Annotated in this window: 15 protein-coding genes; 11 read left to right on the top strand and 4 right to left on the bottom strand. The window is 67.0% G+C overall.

Annotated features, from left to right (window positions below):
- Positions 1-92: 92 nt before the first annotated feature.
- Entirely contained in the window at positions 93-1,349 is a 1,257-nt protein-coding gene (locus tag ACFQSB_RS07045) for a glycosyltransferase 87 family protein (protein ID WP_380825020.1), read from the bottom strand.
- Positions 1,350-1,543: 194 nt separating this feature from the next.
- Between ACFQSB_RS07045 and ACFQSB_RS07040 the strand changes: the two genes are divergently transcribed.
- From ACFQSB_RS07040 to ACFQSB_RS07010, 7 genes are all read left to right on the top strand, one after another.
- The gene (locus tag ACFQSB_RS07040) at positions 1,544-1,786 is read left to right on the top strand and encodes a hypothetical protein (RefSeq protein ID WP_354852361.1); all 243 of its coding nucleotides are present in this window, start codon (positions 1,544-1,546) and stop codon (positions 1,784-1,786) included.
- On the top strand, positions 1,764-2,273 hold the full coding sequence (locus ACFQSB_RS07035) for a DUF6879 family protein (RefSeq protein ID WP_380825019.1): 510 nt from the start codon (positions 1,764-1,766) through the stop codon (positions 2,271-2,273). Before ACFQSB_RS07040 ends, ACFQSB_RS07035 begins: the two co-directional genes overlap by 23 nt.
- Positions 2,274-2,286: 13 nt before the next feature.
- Positions 2,287-3,135 (top strand): helix-turn-helix domain-containing protein, encoded by an 849-nt coding sequence (locus ACFQSB_RS07030; RefSeq protein ID WP_380825017.1) that lies wholly within the window; start codon positions 2,287-2,289, stop codon positions 3,133-3,135.
- 118 nt (positions 3,136-3,253) lie between these two features.
- Complete coding sequence (locus tag ACFQSB_RS07025; protein ID WP_380825016.1) at positions 3,254-3,694, top strand: ATP-binding protein; 441 nt, start codon at positions 3,254-3,256, stop codon at positions 3,692-3,694.
- Between the two features lie 236 nt (positions 3,695-3,930).
- Positions 3,931-4,338 (top strand): effector-associated constant component EACC1, encoded by a 408-nt coding sequence (locus ACFQSB_RS07020; protein ID WP_380825014.1) that lies wholly within the window; start codon positions 3,931-3,933, stop codon positions 4,336-4,338.
- Positions 4,335-8,684 (top strand): caspase, EACC1-associated type, encoded by a 4,350-nt coding sequence (locus ACFQSB_RS07015; protein WP_380825013.1) that lies wholly within the window; start codon positions 4,335-4,337, stop codon positions 8,682-8,684. The genes ACFQSB_RS07020 and ACFQSB_RS07015 overlap by 4 nt, the downstream gene beginning before the upstream one ends.
- 166 nt (positions 8,685-8,850) lie before the next feature.
- Positions 8,851-9,444 carry a hypothetical protein gene (locus ACFQSB_RS07010; RefSeq protein WP_380825011.1) on the top strand — a complete coding sequence of 198 codons (594 nt, stop codon included), beginning with the start codon at positions 8,851-8,853 and terminating at the stop codon, positions 9,442-9,444.
- Between the two features lie 120 nt (positions 9,445-9,564).
- On the opposite strand, the gene ACFQSB_RS07005 is transcribed toward ACFQSB_RS07010, so the two are convergent.
- Complete coding sequence (locus tag ACFQSB_RS07005; RefSeq protein WP_380825010.1) at positions 9,565-10,038, bottom strand: ArsI/CadI family heavy metal resistance metalloenzyme; 474 nt, start codon at positions 10,036-10,038, stop codon at positions 9,565-9,567.
- An 87-nt stretch (positions 10,039-10,125) separates the two neighbouring features.
- Here ACFQSB_RS07005 and ACFQSB_RS07000 point away from each other — a divergent pair, with 87 nt between their 5' ends.
- Together ACFQSB_RS07000 and ACFQSB_RS06995 are read left to right on the top strand one after the other, a co-directional pair.
- Positions 10,126-10,545 (top strand): ArsR/SmtB family transcription factor, encoded by a 420-nt coding sequence (locus ACFQSB_RS07000; protein ID WP_380825008.1) that lies wholly within the window; start codon positions 10,126-10,128, stop codon positions 10,543-10,545.
- Positions 10,542-11,462 carry a GNAT family N-acetyltransferase gene (locus ACFQSB_RS06995; RefSeq protein ID WP_459117326.1) on the top strand — a complete coding sequence of 307 codons (921 nt, stop codon included), beginning with the start codon at positions 10,542-10,544 and terminating at the stop codon, positions 11,460-11,462. Before ACFQSB_RS07000 ends, ACFQSB_RS06995 begins: the two co-directional genes overlap by 4 nt.
- Positions 11,463-11,833: 371 nt before the next feature.
- Here ACFQSB_RS06995 and ACFQSB_RS06990 read toward each other — a convergent pair whose 3' ends face one another.
- Positions 11,834-12,484, bottom strand: a complete 651-nt coding sequence (locus tag ACFQSB_RS06990; protein ID WP_380825006.1) for an HAD family hydrolase — start codon at positions 12,482-12,484, stop codon at positions 11,834-11,836.
- Between the two features lie 79 nt (positions 12,485-12,563).
- Entirely contained in the window at positions 12,564-13,682 is a 1,119-nt protein-coding gene (gene nicT, locus ACFQSB_RS06985; RefSeq protein ID WP_380825004.1) for a Nickel transporter NicT, read from the bottom strand.
- A gap of 147 nt (positions 13,683-13,829) precedes the next feature.
- On the opposite strand from nicT, the gene ACFQSB_RS06980 reads away from it, so the two are divergent.
- Entirely contained in the window at positions 13,830-14,432 is a 603-nt protein-coding gene (locus ACFQSB_RS06980; RefSeq protein ID WP_380825003.1) for a superoxide dismutase, read from the top strand.
- Positions 14,433-14,637: 205 nt separating this feature from the next.
- Complete coding sequence (locus tag ACFQSB_RS06975) at positions 14,638-14,994, top strand: GNAT family N-acetyltransferase (protein ID WP_380825001.1); 357 nt, start codon at positions 14,638-14,640, stop codon at positions 14,992-14,994.
- Positions 14,995-15,228 lie beyond the last annotated feature (234 nt).

Genomic DNA, 15,228 nt, shown 5'->3' with positions numbered 1-15,228 from the left:
TAGGCGAGATCACGCACCCTGTCACCCTTCGATGCCGTGCGGTCGATCGTCGCACCCCCACCGGCGGGCCGGAAGATCGCCATGCGTGGCGGCTATCCCGGAACGACGGCGAACGGATCGCCTGACGCGCGCTTCCCCCGTCGCCGTTCGCTCCGGCCGAAATGGACCGCGAGCGCCAGCAACGTCGACAATCCGCTGAGCACATAACTGCCCGTCAGCGACATCAACCACATTCCAGCGTGGGATGGATAGACGAGAAGTGTCGCCAGGGCGACATATCCCGGCAGCAGGAAGATCGACCACAGGAACCCCACGCCCAGCTTCTCCAGCGGAGTGTTCACGCGCTGAGCGCGCTGTGCCCACAGCACCAGGAGCGGTATGCACCAGACCCAATGGTGCGGCCAGGAAACGGGCGAGACCAGCAGCCCCACGATCCCGGTGACGGTGATTCCGGCGAGCTCGCCCGCCTTCTTCCAGGTCCGTGCGGCGACCAGAAGTCCGCCCGTGCCGACGACCGCGCACAGGGCGAGCCAGACGGGCATGATGGGCCACGAGCCGGGCACGAGCGCGAGCACGCCGCGAAGCGACTGGTTGAAGAAATCCACGCCCTGCCCGGCGACCACCCGGTGTGTGTCGAAGAACGCGCCACCCCAGTAGTCACGCGAATCGGCCGGCAGCAGCAGGAATCCGAGGATCACCGTGCCGAGGAAACCGAGGCAGGCCATCAGGGCGGCCCGGTAACGACGCGTGAGGAGGAGATAGGGGATGAATATCAGCGGAGTGAGTTTGATGCCGGCGGCGATGCCCGTTCCTATGCCACGCCACTTCTCCTTGCCGTGCGTCAGATCCGCCACTATCACCAGTAGCAGGATGATGCCTATCTGCCCGTTCCACAGCGTCAGCGCCACCGGATACAAGGGAAGCGCCGCGATCACGACCAGCAATGCGTGAGCCGCCCGGCGGCCACGGCGCTTCACCGTGGTAAGGCCGACGAGGATCCATATCACCGCCTCAAGGGCGAGTATGGAGATCAGCACCCAGATGCCGGAGGCGGTCTCCATCTCGACCAGGGCGAGCGGCGTGAACAGCATCGCCGCGAACGGCGAATAGGTGAACTGCAGCGACCTTCCACCGACGACCAGGTCATAGACAGAGGTACCCCGCAGCACCGCCGCCCCGCCTTCCCGGTAGACCTCCAGGTCGATCCAGCCCTTCGCGTAGACCGCGTTGAACGCGAAGGCCGTCAGCGCGCCGCACAACGCGATCAGTACTCCGCATGCCATGGGAAAACACGCGCCATCTTTCTTGCCCACACGAATGCGCGGCCCTGCGGACACCGAAGAAGGCATGGCGACTCCCAGCTTGGCTGCGGTGAACGCTAGTCACGCCGGCTTGTCCGAAACTTGTCACGCCTCGCCTGTGCCGGCCGTTCCGCCGGGCGGCGGCGAGCCCGCCGGAAAGGGTGCTATTGACTGAGGGTGGAGACGCCGGTCAGTGTCGTGATGTCGCAAGTCTGCACACATCCGAAGCACGGGAGGCAGTCATGGCGCTACGGTTCATCGGCATCGACACGGACAGCGAGCACGGCGGCTGCCCTTCCATCTGGGTGGACGAGGCGGACGGCAGCGTGGTGATCCAGGGCATCGTGGTCGATGATCCTGTGGACGTGGCCCAAGTGGTCGCCAGGAGTCCTCTCGCACCCGACGAGATGATCATTAGGCTTCCCGCGCGGATGCGTGACTACTTGCTGGAGGCGTGCCGTGATGGCGACCGCGACATGGGATGACCTGTTCGCTCAGTGCCGGCGCTCCGCGCTGCACCTGGAGATGCGCGACGGCTATGGCACCGCGAGCCCCGGCTTCCGGGCATGGCGGGACGGCGTTCCCTTCGACCGCACCGCCTTCGACGCTCCGTGGGTGAACCTGGTCCGCAGGACCGTCGCCCGAGGTGTGGTCATCCGTCGTGCGCGGCTGGTCTCCGAGCCGGTCAGCGACTACATCCGGTACGAGCACTCCGCGACGCCGTTCGCGAACCTCGCGGGCGGCGAGCAGGTCCGCTGGCTGTCACGACGACGAGCTTCCGACCTCGCGCTCCCGGGGAACGACTTCTGGCTCTTCGACGAGCGCGTGGTCCTCTTCCACTTCCACTCCGGGTCCGGTGAGCCCGCCGGCCACGAGCTGTGCGACGATCCCTCTGTGGTCAAGTTCTGTCTGACGGCCTTCGAGCGCGTGTGGGAACGTGGCATCGACCACGCCGAGTACAAGCCGCTCTGACCACCTGCCGCGCGTGTCCACCTCCCCCTCCTCCAGCGCCGAGCAGGCCCGCCGCGCCATCGGGAACCGCCTCCGCGACCTCCTGCGGGACGCAGGGCTGACCGCCCGCGCCCTGGCGCAGACCGCGGGATGGGACGAATCCAAGTGCTCGCGCCTCATCCGTGGGCGCACTCTTCCCTCGGCCGAGGACATCCGCACCTGGTGCCGGATCTGCGACGCCGAGGGCGAGGCCGCGGACCTGATCGCCGCCACTCGTGACGCCGACAGCATGTACGTGGAGTGGCGGCGGCTACAGCGCAGCGGCATGAAGCGGCTACAGGAGACGCGGGTGTCGCTGTACGAACAGACCCGCCTGTTCCGGTTCTACTGCTCCAGCTTCATGCCCTGGCCCCTCCAGACGCCCGGCTACATGCGCGCGGTGCTGACGTCGTTCGCCGAGTTCCACGAGGCTCCGCGGGACATCGACGAGGCCGTGGAGGCGCGCGCGGCACGCACCCGGCTCCTCTACGAGGGGGATCACCGGTTCGCGATGGTCGTGGAGGAGTCGGTCCTGTACGACCGTGTCGCGGACGATGACGTGATGGCCGGCCAGCTCGGGCAGTTGCTCGAAGGCATGTCGCTGCCGTCGGTGTCCCTGGGAATCATCCCCTTCGCGGCTCGCCGGAAGTTGTGGACCATGGAGACCTTCTCCATCTACGACGACCAGCGGGTGTTCGTGGAGATGCTGTCGGCGGCCGTGACGGTCACCCAGCCTCGCGAGATCGCGCTCTACGTCAAGGGGTTCACGGAACTGGCCGCGCACGCGGTCTACGGCGGAAAGGCCCGTGCTCTGATCACCAAGGCGCTCGGAGCTCTCAGCTGATCGTGCAAGTCCGTGCAAGTTGGTTGAGCCGGTCGATCACCCGCTCCTAGTGTCCCAGCGTGAACCCCGCGTGACTCCGTGAGTTTCGACGCGGACTTACGCGAACGAAGGCGAGCGCATGGCGACTGGACACCTGTTGGGCGTTGTCGATCTCGTCGGCGTCCCCGAATCGGTCGCTCTCGCTCGTGAGTACGTAAGGCGGAAGCTCGGCGCCGGCCATCCCGCGCTCGACGAGGTGACACTCCTGGTCTCCGAGGTCGTGACCAACTCCGTCGTCCATTCCGACTCCAGAGACGGAGGGACGGTGACGCTGGCGCTCGCCGACTGCCAGGACTTCGTCCACGTCGACGTGGTCGACGCCGGCGGGGAGAGCACCCCGCAGATCTGCCACGACCCGTATGCCGAGGGCGGGCGAGGCCTGATGCTCGTCGATCTGATGTCGAAGACCTGGTCGGTCTACGAGGACGAGGCGGGGCGGACCGTATGGTTCGAAGTGGCCTACGAACGCCCGCCTTCGCCCGACGTCAGAGATGAGCGCGCACACCCCGGCAGCCTGTGAGATGACCTGACCTACTCACCCCTCCGATCCGCCGTTTCCACGTCCGACCGGTCGCCGCCGCCGACATTGGTTAGCCGGCCCATAGAACGGTCCAATCTCATACAAAGCAGAATTAATAGTCGAAAAACGTGGAATTCATCTCCAAGGCGACACCAAAGATCAAGATCCACTTTGATGTTCGGAGATGATTTCGTGGCGCATGCCGCCAATAGGTGATTCTTTATAGGGTGGACGCCATGGATGTGCAGATCGCCGTCACGGGCGAGGAAAGCGTCGACGCTCTGCGCCGTTGGCTGGACGACGATCCTGACTTGCTGGGAAAGGTACGGAATGGGGGAACCCCACCCGGCCCAGGACGATTGGGGACACTTGAGGTGCTCGTCGCCGCCGTCGGCCAGGGGGGAATCGCGACCGCACTGGCGAGCGCACTGGTGGCGTGGCTGCGGCGGCGGGTGGGAGACGTCGAGATAACCGTCCGCCGTCCGGACGGCGGGGAGATCACGCTCACCGCCAGGAACGTCCGAAGGCTCGACTCGGGACAACTCACGGAGCTGACCCGCCGGCTCGAAGGCGCCATGGGCGAAGACGAAGGAACTCGCCGACCTCGGGACCAGGAGTTACCAGGGCCCTCGGAGCGCGGGTGACCCTCGGAACGCAATCGGCCGGCCGAGCGCTGGAACGCCCGGGAAGCCGGGCGCTCGTGGCCGGCACCGCCCGCCATGTCCGGGGTTCCGCCCTGCCGGACGTCGAGGCGGCCGCCACGACGGCGCGGGACCTGGGGCTCGCCCTGGTGGAGTGCTGTGGGCTCGCCCCCGGCCACCTGGAGACGCTCGTGGATCCGGCGAACCCGGCGGAGCTGGGAAGCACGCTGGCCAGGGCGGCCTCGCAGGCGCGCGGCACGTTTCTGTTCTCCTTCGTGGGACACGGGCTCCTCGACGCGCACGGTGAGCTCTACCTCGCCACCTCCGCCACCGACGGGCCGAGCACGGGACTCACGTACAAGGCGCTGCCGTACTCCGCGGTGCGTGAGGCGCTCATCGCCAGCCCGGCGGAAACGATCATCGTCGTCCTGGACTGCTGCTTCGCCGGACGGGCGAACGGCGCGGCGGCGAGCGCCATCAGCGACGCCTTCGGACGGATGCGGGTGCGGCGCAGCCACCTGCTGGCGGCCGCCGCCCGGGACGAGCAGGCCCTGGCTCCCATGGGCGCGCGGCACACCGCGTACACCGGATGTCTGCTGACCGTCCTGCGCGAGGGCGACGAACTCGGGCCACGCATGCTGAGCCTGGACGACATCAGCCGCTATCTCGACCGGGAGCTGCCCAGGCGGGGATTCCCGCAGCACTTTCCCCAGCATTTCGGACGGGCGGGGGAAATCGCCCTCACCCAGAATCAGGCCTACACCTTTCCCGACCCCGAGACCAGAATCCCTCCGGCGGAGGGGCCCTGTCCCTACCGGGGCCTGGAGCCATTCGAGTTCACCGCCGACGACGCCCGTCTCTTCTTCGGCAGAGAGGAACTGGTCGGGGAACTCGTGCGGACCGTCGGCGTCCGGCGAACGGATCCCCTGTTCGTGATCGGCCCCTCGGGTTCGGGAAAGTCCTCGGTGCTGCGCGCGGGACTGTTGCCGGCACTGGCCGGCGCCGAGGACGGATGGCTGCCCCTCATCCTCACCCCCGGCGACAGTCCTCTGACCGCGCTGGTCCAGGCGATGTCCCCTGAGGAAGCCGGCGACGACGCGGCCGACGAACTCTTCGACGCCCCGCACGCCGTGAACCGCCTCATCGAAAGGACCTTGCAGGACCAGGGCCGGCCCACCGACCGCCTGATCCTGGTCGTCGACCAGTTCGAGGAGGTGTTCACCCGCTGCCAGTACCCGGCCGAGCGAAACGCCTTCATCCACGCCCTGTGCGCGGCCGACCCTGCCCGCGCACTGGTCGTACCGGCCGTCAGAGCCGACTTCTACGGCCACTGCCTGGCGTATCCGGGCCTGCTCACCGCCCTGGGCGCGGGGCACGTGCCGGTCGGGCCCATGACCCAGCCGCAGGTGCGCCGGGCGATCGAGGGCCCCGCCGAGACGGCCGGGCTGTCACTGGAGCCGGGACTCGTGGACCTCCTGCTCCACGATCTACGGCCCGGCGAGGAGGATGTGCTCAGCGCGCTTCCCCTGCTCTCCCACGCGCTCCTGGCCACCTGGCGGAACAGGGAGGGCAGGACCCTCACCATGTCCGGCTACCGCGCCGCGGGAGGGATCTGGCGGTCGGTCACCACGAGCGCGGAGAAGGTGCACGACAGCCTGGACGACGAGGGGCGCGAGGCCATCCGGCGGATCCTCCTCGCCGGCGTCCAGATCGGCGAGGAGACGGAGGACACACGACGTGAGATCGACCTGCCCGGGCTTCTCGCGAGGGCCGGCACCTCCCCCCGCCCGGTCATCGCGGCGCGGGACGCGCTGGTCAGAGCCCGTCTGATCAGCGTGACGGAGAAGGGCGCGGAGATATCCCACGAGGCGCTCCTGCGCGCCTGGCCACGGCTGCGTGAGTGGATCGCCGAGGACCGCGACGAGCTGCGCCTGCGTCAACGGCTGGCGACGGCCGCGACGGCCTGGCACGAGCAGGGTCGTGATCCCTACCTGCTGTTGCGCGGCGCGTCACTGGAGTCCGCGGAGTCGTGGGCGGCCGGGCACGACCACGAACTCGGCGCCCTGGAACAGGACTTCCTCCGCCAGAGCCGACGTACCCGGAGAAGGGGGAGGATCAGGACGCGCCTCGCCGCCGCGCTGGGTGTCCTGATCCTGATGGTGGCCGTGGCGGGTGGTGTCACGATCCGGGAGAGCAGGGCCGCCGCCGAGCAACAGCATCGCGTGGCGGTGTCCGGCCAGATCGCCCCCCAGGTGGCGTCCGAGTACGCGACCGGTAATCCCCTCGGCTCGCACAAACTGGCGGTGGAGGCCTACCGCCTGGCCCCGGACAACGTCCAGGCGATCAGCGCGCTGCTCGGCACCCAGAACCAGCACTTCGACGACACGCTCGATCCGAGGAACGTCCCGCCGCTTCTCTGGAAGGCGGTCTACAGCCCTGACGGGAAGACGATCGCCACAGGAGGCAAGAACGGAGAGGTGGAGTTGTGGGATGCCACGACCCATCGGCAGATCACCACGATCCCCAACCCCGCCGAACCGGGCACGACCATGAACATCACGACCGTCGCCTTCAGTCCCGACGGCACGACCTTGGCCGCCACGATGAGGGGGATGATCCGCCTGTGGGAGGTGACCGACCGTGCTCATCCGCAGGCTCTGCCCGCGCTGGAGACAGGTGACGACGAACAAGTCACCTTCGGTGCTTTCAGTCGCGATGGCAGGCTGCTGACCGGCATCAGCGCCGGGGGCGAGCTGCGCCTCTGGGATGTCGTCCGCCGCCGCCTGGTCGTCGCGCCGTTCGGCGTCGGCCAGGGAAGCCACGCGGGCTTCACTCCGGACACACGGACTCTGGTCATCGCCTCCCCCGACGGCACCGTGCGAGTCTGGGACGTACGTCACCGCCGGTTCACCCGTTCGCTGACCCACCACGCCGCGAAACTGAACCCCAGGCTGGCGATCAGCCAGGACGGCCGCACCCTGGCCGTGTCGGCCGAGGACGGCGGAGTGCTGCTCTGGGACCTCCCCCGGCGCAGGCAGATGAAGACCATCGCGGGTGACGACGCCGGCAGGAGCGTCTCCAGCCTGGCGTTCAGCCCGGACGGCAGTCTCCTCGCCGCAGGTGGCTACGACTCTCATGTGCGGATATGGGACCACGCGGCGGGCGACAGGCCGCTCGCCGATCTGACCGGTCACATCGCCCAAGTGAACAGCGTCGAATTCAGCCCTGACGGCGCGACACTGGCCAGCGCCGGCTCCGACGGCGTCGTCCAGTTGTGGAGCACGCGCGGCAACTTCCTCAACGGCCGCTTCAGCCCCGGTATCACGGTGGCCTTCTCGCCTGCCCGGAACCTGCTGGCGGTGGCCGAGATGTCCGACGTCGTCCTGTACTCGATGCCCGCGCGCCGGCGCGTGGCGGCATTTCCTGGTCTGGGCCATACCCCCATGGCCGTCGCGTTCAGCCGGGACGGCGCGCTGCTGGCCGTCGCGTCCGGCGACCGGACCGACCCGGACGGCACCGTGCGCCTGTGGGACGTCCCCCGGCAGAAGTTGCTCAGGACCATCACGACCCACCACCACGGCGTGATGAACGCGATCGCCTTCAGTCCGGACGGCCGCACGCTGGCCACCTCCGCCATCTACGACCCCACGGTCCGCCTGTGGAATCCGGCGGACGGCTCACTTCGCGCGACGCTCGAGGGCAACGGCGGCGACCCCGCCTTCACCCGGGCGACGACCCTGACACAGGGCGTCCAGTCACTGGCCTACAGCCCGGACGGGCGGACCCTGGCCGTCGGAAGCTTCGAAGGCATCGTCCGTCTCTGGGACACGCGCCGGAACTCACTGGTCGACGACCGGCTCTCGCAACCCGGCAGCGTGCCGGCGCTCGCCTTCAGCCCCGACGGCCGCACGCTCGCCACGGGCGGAGGCGGTGACACCCTCATCCGTCTCTACGATCTCGCCACCAGGAAGGTGTCCGCCACTCTGCACGCGCACACCGCCCAGATCAACGACCTGGTGTACGCCCCGGACGGCGCGACCCTCATCAGCGCGAGCGATGACATGACCGTGCGCATCTGGAAGATACGCGACAAGACCCTGCTGGCCGGCCTGCCCGCCGACCACAAGATCGTCGCCGTGGCCTACGACGCCCGGAACCGGACGGTGGTCGCCACCGGGATCGGCCCGCCACTGGTGTGGAACATCGACCCGCGACGGGTCGCCGAGCAGATATGCGGGCGGCTCAGCAAGCCCGACATCACTCCCGACGGCTGGAAGAACCTCATCCCCCAACTGCCCTACGAGCGGTCCTGCGACGGCATGAGCCACCGAGCACAAGACCCCTCGTGATGATCGCAAGGGATCTTTGACGTGGGAGCCGACGAGGGATACCAGGGCCACAGATGCGCGGCCGGAAAGGGACGCGGGCGGTTCAACCCCGGCCTGCCTGAGCCGATCCGGCGAGAGGACCGAGAACCAAGCCGTTCCCGCCGTCGTCCAACTCTTCATGATCAGCGTGACACTCTCCTTGCTGCTGGCCCTGTCCCCCGCGACCGTGACCGAGATTCCGAAGAACTTCCTGCTCACCGAACGCGACGCGCGCAGGGTCCTGGACCCCCATGAGGCGGACGAACAGGGCTACGAGATCAGCGACAAGCTCACCGAGCCGTTGGAGCTGAACCCGTGCCGGCACCGGCACGCCGTCGACCGCGACCGGGTGGCCGCCCGCACGATCACGCACTGGACCAGCGGCCCTAGCAGTTCCTCCGAACAGCTCGTCATCTACAACAGCCCCCGGAGCGCCCATTCCGCGCTCACCCGTCTGCGCGCCGAGGTCAAGCGGTGCGCACGTAAGGGCGAACCGTCGGCGCCCCAACTAAAGCTCCAATGGCGGACGAGTAAGGCCAAGGCGGGAGACGAGGCCATGGGCATGGGTTACCAGACCTGGCAGGACGGCAGCGTGAACGTGACGATGACCGGCATCGCCGCGCGCCGGGGCCGGGCACTGATGATCTACACGACCGACGAGGGAATCTACGACCCCGGCCGACTGACCAAGAACGCCAGGAAGATGGCCGCCAAAGTGTGCAAGTTACCCGGCGTTTGCTAGCCCAGCTCCGCCGCATAGCCGCTGCTAGCGAACCTGTCGACAGAAGGCCCCTTGTGAAGATCGCAAGGGGCCATCCAGAGCCGCGGTCCCGAACGATGCCGGGCATGGATCTCTCGGCCGTCAGCAGCATCCGCCTCCGGCACCGGTCGGTGCCGCCTCGACCGTGTCGTCCCGTCCGCAGACGCACGACGCTTGCGCGTCGTCCATGGCCGACTTGCCGAGGGTGTCGGCGTCGGCCTTGACCACGTAGACCTCCCAGGGTTCGGCACCGGGGCCGTGGACCCACACCTTGTCCTGAAGGGCATAGCAGCACGAGGCGTCGTTCTCCTCGAACGTCGTGAGACCCGCGTCCTTGAGCCGCCGGGTAGCGGCCTCGACCTGGGCGGTGTCCTCGACCTCGACGCCGAGGTGGTCCAGGCGGGTCTCCTGGCCGGCCTCGCCTTCGATGAGCACCAGCTTCAGCGGGGGCTCGGCGATGGCGAAGTTGGCGTAGCCGGGGCGCAGCTTCGCGGGCTCGATGCCGAACAGCTTGGAGTAGAAGGCGATCGAGCCTTCCAGGTCGGCGACGCGCAGCGCGAGCTGAACACGGGACATGGCGGTCTCCCTCGAAGATGGCTTGTTTCGACAACTGTCGATACAGCGACATTGCCAGCTTGATTAGACGCGTGTCAACATAGAGCAATGTCGAAACAAGAGCCGTCGCTCCTCGACCCGGCAGGGGCGTGCTGCACTCCGATGGCCCGCGAGCCGTTGGGCGGAGCGGACGCGGCGGAGCTCGCACGCATGTTCAAGGCCCTGTCGGATCCGGTACGGCTTCGGCTGCTGTCCCTGATCGCCTCCCACGAGGGCGGGGAGGCGTGCGTGTGTGACCTGATCGGCCCATTCGACGTGTCCCAGCCGACGATCTCTCACCACCTCAAGGTCCTCCGCGAGGCGGGTCTGGTCGGCTCCGAGCGACGCGGCACCTGGGTCTACTACTGGGTGCTGCCGGTCGCGTTGAATCGCCTGTCCACCCTGCTCCAAACTACGGATTCCCGCCGCTCTTCTTCCCGTGACGTCGACTCTCCCGCCTTCGCCGAGCGAGGAAGTTCTCTCCCGTGAGCACTACCGCCCCGTCCGTGCTGTTCGTCTGTGTCCACAACGCCGGGCGCTCGCAGATGGCCGCCGCGTTCCTCACCCACCTGACGCAAGGCCGCGTCCAGGTCCGCTCCGCCGGCTCCACCCCTGCCGAGACGGTGAACCCGGCCGTGGTCGAAGCGATGAAGGAGGTGGGCATCGACATCTCCGCCGAGATCCCCAAAGTGCTCACCACGGAAGCGGTCCAGGCGAGCGACGTGGTCATCACAATGGGCTGTGGGGACGCCTGCCCGTTCTTCCCCGGCAAGCGTTACCTTGACTGGCGACTGGACGATCCCGCTGGGCGAGGGGTGGCCGCCGTTCGGCCGATCCGCGACGAGATAGAGACGCGGATACGTACCCTGATCGCCGAGATCCTTCCCTCGGCTGGGCCCAAGACGGGCTGGGCGGCGCCGCGCATCGTGGCCATGACGCCCGAACACGCCGCCGAGGTGCTCGCGATCTACCAGTTCGGTATTGACGAGGGTCAGGCCACCTTCGAGACGACCGCCCCCACCTGGCAACAGTTCGACACGGTCAAACTCACGAGCCATCGACATGTCGCCCTGGATGAGGCTGGGCGCGTGCTCGGCTGGGTCGCAGCCTCCCCCGTCTCCGACCGCTGCGTCTACTCGGGGGTGGTGGAGCATTCCGTCTACGTCCACCCTGACGCCCGGAATCTGGGTGTCGGCCTCGCCCTGCTGCACGCCTTGGTCGCCTCCACGGAACAGGCCGGCATCTGGACGATTCAATCAGGCATCTTCCCCGAGAACCTCCCGAGCCTCGCCCTACATGCCCGCGCCGGATTCCGGGTCATCGGTATTCGCGAACGCATAGGCCGCCATCACGGTGTTTGGCGGGACGTCACCATGATCGAGCGGCGTAGTCCGCTCATCTCCTGAGCCACTCGTCAGCCCGCCACACATCGGACGTCACCCGGCTGTCCGGCGGCCGGGCCGAGGGAGGAGGCGATCAACGAGCAGATGGCGACGGCGGCGAACATCTTCGCGAGCGCCGTTGAAGGCTCCGCCGCATAGCCGCTGTTAGCGAAGGTGTTGGCAAAAGGCCCCTTGTGGTGATCGCAAGGGGCCTTTGACGTGGGAGCCGACGAGGGGAATCGAACCCCTGACCTACGGTTTACAAGCCGGAAGAAGATCGTCTCCCCACGTCCACCACTGTCCGGATCCCCAGCTCAACCCGGAGCATCTCTAGATCAAGTTCCACCGACGTCTACAGGGATCCACGGACGCTGTTAGCAGGCGCGTTAGCAAGATCACCGAATAGACAGGCAGATTTCAATGGCTTGGAGTATGTCCGTGACCACGTGGTCCGCCTGGTGGTCGACACCTGGCCAGGTGCCCCGGTCGATCCAGATCGTTTGAAGACCGGCGGCGCGTCCGCCGGCGATGTCGGCGGTGAGGTTGTCACCGACTACCCAACCGCCTCCGGCGAGAGTCATGCCGCCGCGCTTGGCCGCGATCTCGAATAGGGCGACGTCGGGCTTGCGGATGCCTTCGGCTCCCGACAGCGCGTAAGCGTCTGCGGCCTCGGCCAACCCGGTCTGCTGGATCTTCCCGAGCTGGTTGTCCGCAGTCCCGTTGGTCACGATCGCCACACGCCACCCGGACGCTCGTAGTCGGGCTAGGCCGTCCAGGACTTCGGGCCGACAGCGCACGAGGTGCGGCGTGTGCCTCCGGTAGCGGCTCCACAGCTCCTCAACTGAAGCCGCCAGCGCAAAGCGGTCACGGACCTCGGCGAAGAACACCTCTCTGTGCGGGATTCCCTCCTGGTCAAGAGCGATCAGCCAGTCAACCCCCTCGGCTCCCAAGCCATGCTCGGCGGCGAACCCCCCAACCCACACCCGGAACGCCTCGTCAAGGTCGACAAGCGTGTTATCCAGGTCGAAGAGCGCAAGCCGTTGCACACAGCGATCTACGAGGCTGCGCGTCCGAGGCCGCCGGTCTCTCATCGATCCCCCGCAGTACTTCCTGCCGTGGCCAGGGTCAGCGATCGGCGTCAGGGCCTGGGCGCACGTGAGCCGACCAGCGTTGCTCGATGCGGCCCCAGTGCCATACCGCCAGCGCGATGATCCAGGTGATCACGAACAGGGCGACGATGCCATAGCCGACGTAGTTGAGGTCCAATCCGGCGATCGTGGCCAACGGTCCTGAGTCGATGCCGAGCTTCTCGGCGAGCAGTCCGATCAGCTCGATCGCTCCAATGATCACCGCGACAGCGACCGACAGGGCGGTGATGGTGATGTTGTAGTAGACCTTGCGCACGGGCTTGGAGAAGGCCCAGCCGTAGGCGAAGTTCATGAAGCAGCCGTCGATGGTGTCCAGCAGGCTCATGCCCGCAGCGAACAGCACCGGCAATGTGAGGACGGCATACCAGGGCAGGTTGAATGCGGCGGCTCCGCCGGCCAGCACGAGCAGGGAGATCTCGGTGGCGGTGTCGAAGCCCAGGCCGAACAGCAGTCCGATCGGGTACATGTGCCAGGGCTTGCGCACGGCCTTGGTCGCCCCGCCCAGGATGCGGTTCATGAAGCCGCGCTTGTTGAGCTGCTCCTCTAGGGCGGCCTCGTCGTAGGCGCCTTGGCGCATCTGCTGGAAGACCTTCACGATCTGCACAAGGACCACGGTGTTGATCGCTGCGATGATCATGAGGAAGACGCCGGAGACCAGGGTGCCGACGAGGCCGGTGATGGTCTGCAGGGTGGATGCCTCGTTCTCGACCTGGCCGGCCAGGGTTCGGACGCCGATGCCGAGCAGGAAGCACAGGCCGAACACGACGCTGGAGTGTCCGAGGGAGAACCAGAAGCCGACCGAGACCGGGCGCTGGCCGTCGGCCATGAGCTTGCGTGTGGTGTTGTCGATGGCGGCGATGTGGTCGGCGTCGAAGGCATGCCGCATGCCCAGGATGTAGGCGGTCAACCCCAGGCCGATCGTGAACCCTCCCGCCTGACCCAGTTGGTAGTGCTGTGGTGCGATCAAGGCGATCAGGGAGAACCAGCCGATGATGTGTAATGCGGCGACGAAGACGGCCATCCCTCCGATGCGGCGCCACTCCCCACTGGTGATCGCGGTGGTTGGTTCAGAGGCGGAGGTGGTGGGTGAGCTCATGTGCCGCTCCAGGGGGAGGGAGGAATTCCTCCGGGACCGTAACGCCGTTGCGGACTAGTTGCAATAGCGACTCCTACGCCAAGATGTTGCGCATATATCGTTGTTGCAATCTCTTCGCGATAAGGTTCTACGAGGAAGGAGCGCACGATGGGTCAGTACACCCTGCCGGATATGCCCTACGACTACGCGGCCCTGGAGCCCGCGATCACCGGCGAGATCCTGGAGTTGCACCACGCCAAGCACCATGCTGCTTACGTCAAGGGCGCCAACGACACCTTGGAGAAGCTGGCAGAGGCCCGCGATAAGGCCGAGTACGGAGGGCTCGTCGGCCTGGAGAAGACCTTCGCCTTCAACCTCTCCGGCCACGTCCTGCACTCGATCTTCTGGCAGAACCTCTCCCCTGACGGCGGCGACCGTCCCGACGGGGAGCTAGGCGCGGCCGTCGATGAGCATTTCGGCTCCTTCGAGGCTTTCCAAAAGCAGCTCACCACCGCGACCTCCACCGTTCAGGGCTCGGGCTGGGGCATCTTGGCCTGGGAACCGCTCGGCCGGCGACTCGTGGTCGAGCAGGTCTACGACCACCACGGCAACGTCGGCATGAACACCATCCCACTGCTGGTCTTCGACGCCTGGGAACACGCCTACTACCTGCAGTACCGCAACGTACGACCTGACTACGTCGAAAAGCTGTGGTCTTTGATCAACTGGAACGACGTCATCGCCCGTTTCACCGCAGCCAAGGGCGCCTAACCCAATGACCGCGGCGCCCGGCCTCCGGCCTTCCTTGCAGCGCTATCCAACCGGACGGCCGGGCACCGCACACCCCCATATCCGCCTCGTCGCCGCGTCCGACGCCGCGTCGCACGTGTTGGCGGTGGCGGAGCTGGGAGGCCAGGTATTCACCAGGCCGCCGTGGTCTGAGCCCAACGCTGTAGCCCGTAGCGTGGCCGCGCGCATGCTGATCGACGTTCATCGGCCTGGCTTCGTACTCGTTCTCGCTCTGGACGGTGAACAGGTGTACGGCTTCGCCTATGGTCATCGCTGTTCTCGCCTCGCGCTGCTGGCCTCGTGCCCCAGCATGGATGACTTCACCCTCAAAGAGCTGGCTGTGCTGCCCGAACTTCGCGGCCGAGGTGCCGGCGCCGCCCTTCACGATGCCGTCCTGGCAGCGTCCAGCGGGCCACGATGGCTGGCCACGCATCCCGCGGCGACAGCGGCTCTCGGCCTCTACCGCAACAAGGGCTGGCATGCGTTAGCACTGCACTCATCGGATGCGCGAACTCGCCTCATCATGAGAAAGGCAGCCGTGTGAACGGTCCCCACGTCACGGTTGAAGTCATCTTTCTGCGGTTCGACCACCTTGGATGGTCCTACCGCCGATCAACGACCCGGCTCGACGGTGTGATGAGCCCCTGTGACCTTGCGAGAACTCTTGCAGGAACACCTACCCTTCTGCACTCCACGAGCTGGCGTCACAACCCCGAACGCGGATTGATCCTCACCTACGCCGCCTACCCCGACCCCCAGATGGACAGACCCGCTTCTC

Source organism: Sphaerisporangium rhizosphaerae (genome assembly GCF_042665155.1).
Lineage (GTDB): Bacteria > Actinomycetota > Actinomycetes > Streptosporangiales > Streptosporangiaceae > Sphaerisporangium > Sphaerisporangium rhizosphaerae.
The sequence above is the reverse complement of the archived record's forward strand: the minus strand, read 5'-3'. Positions and strand labels throughout refer to the sequence as shown.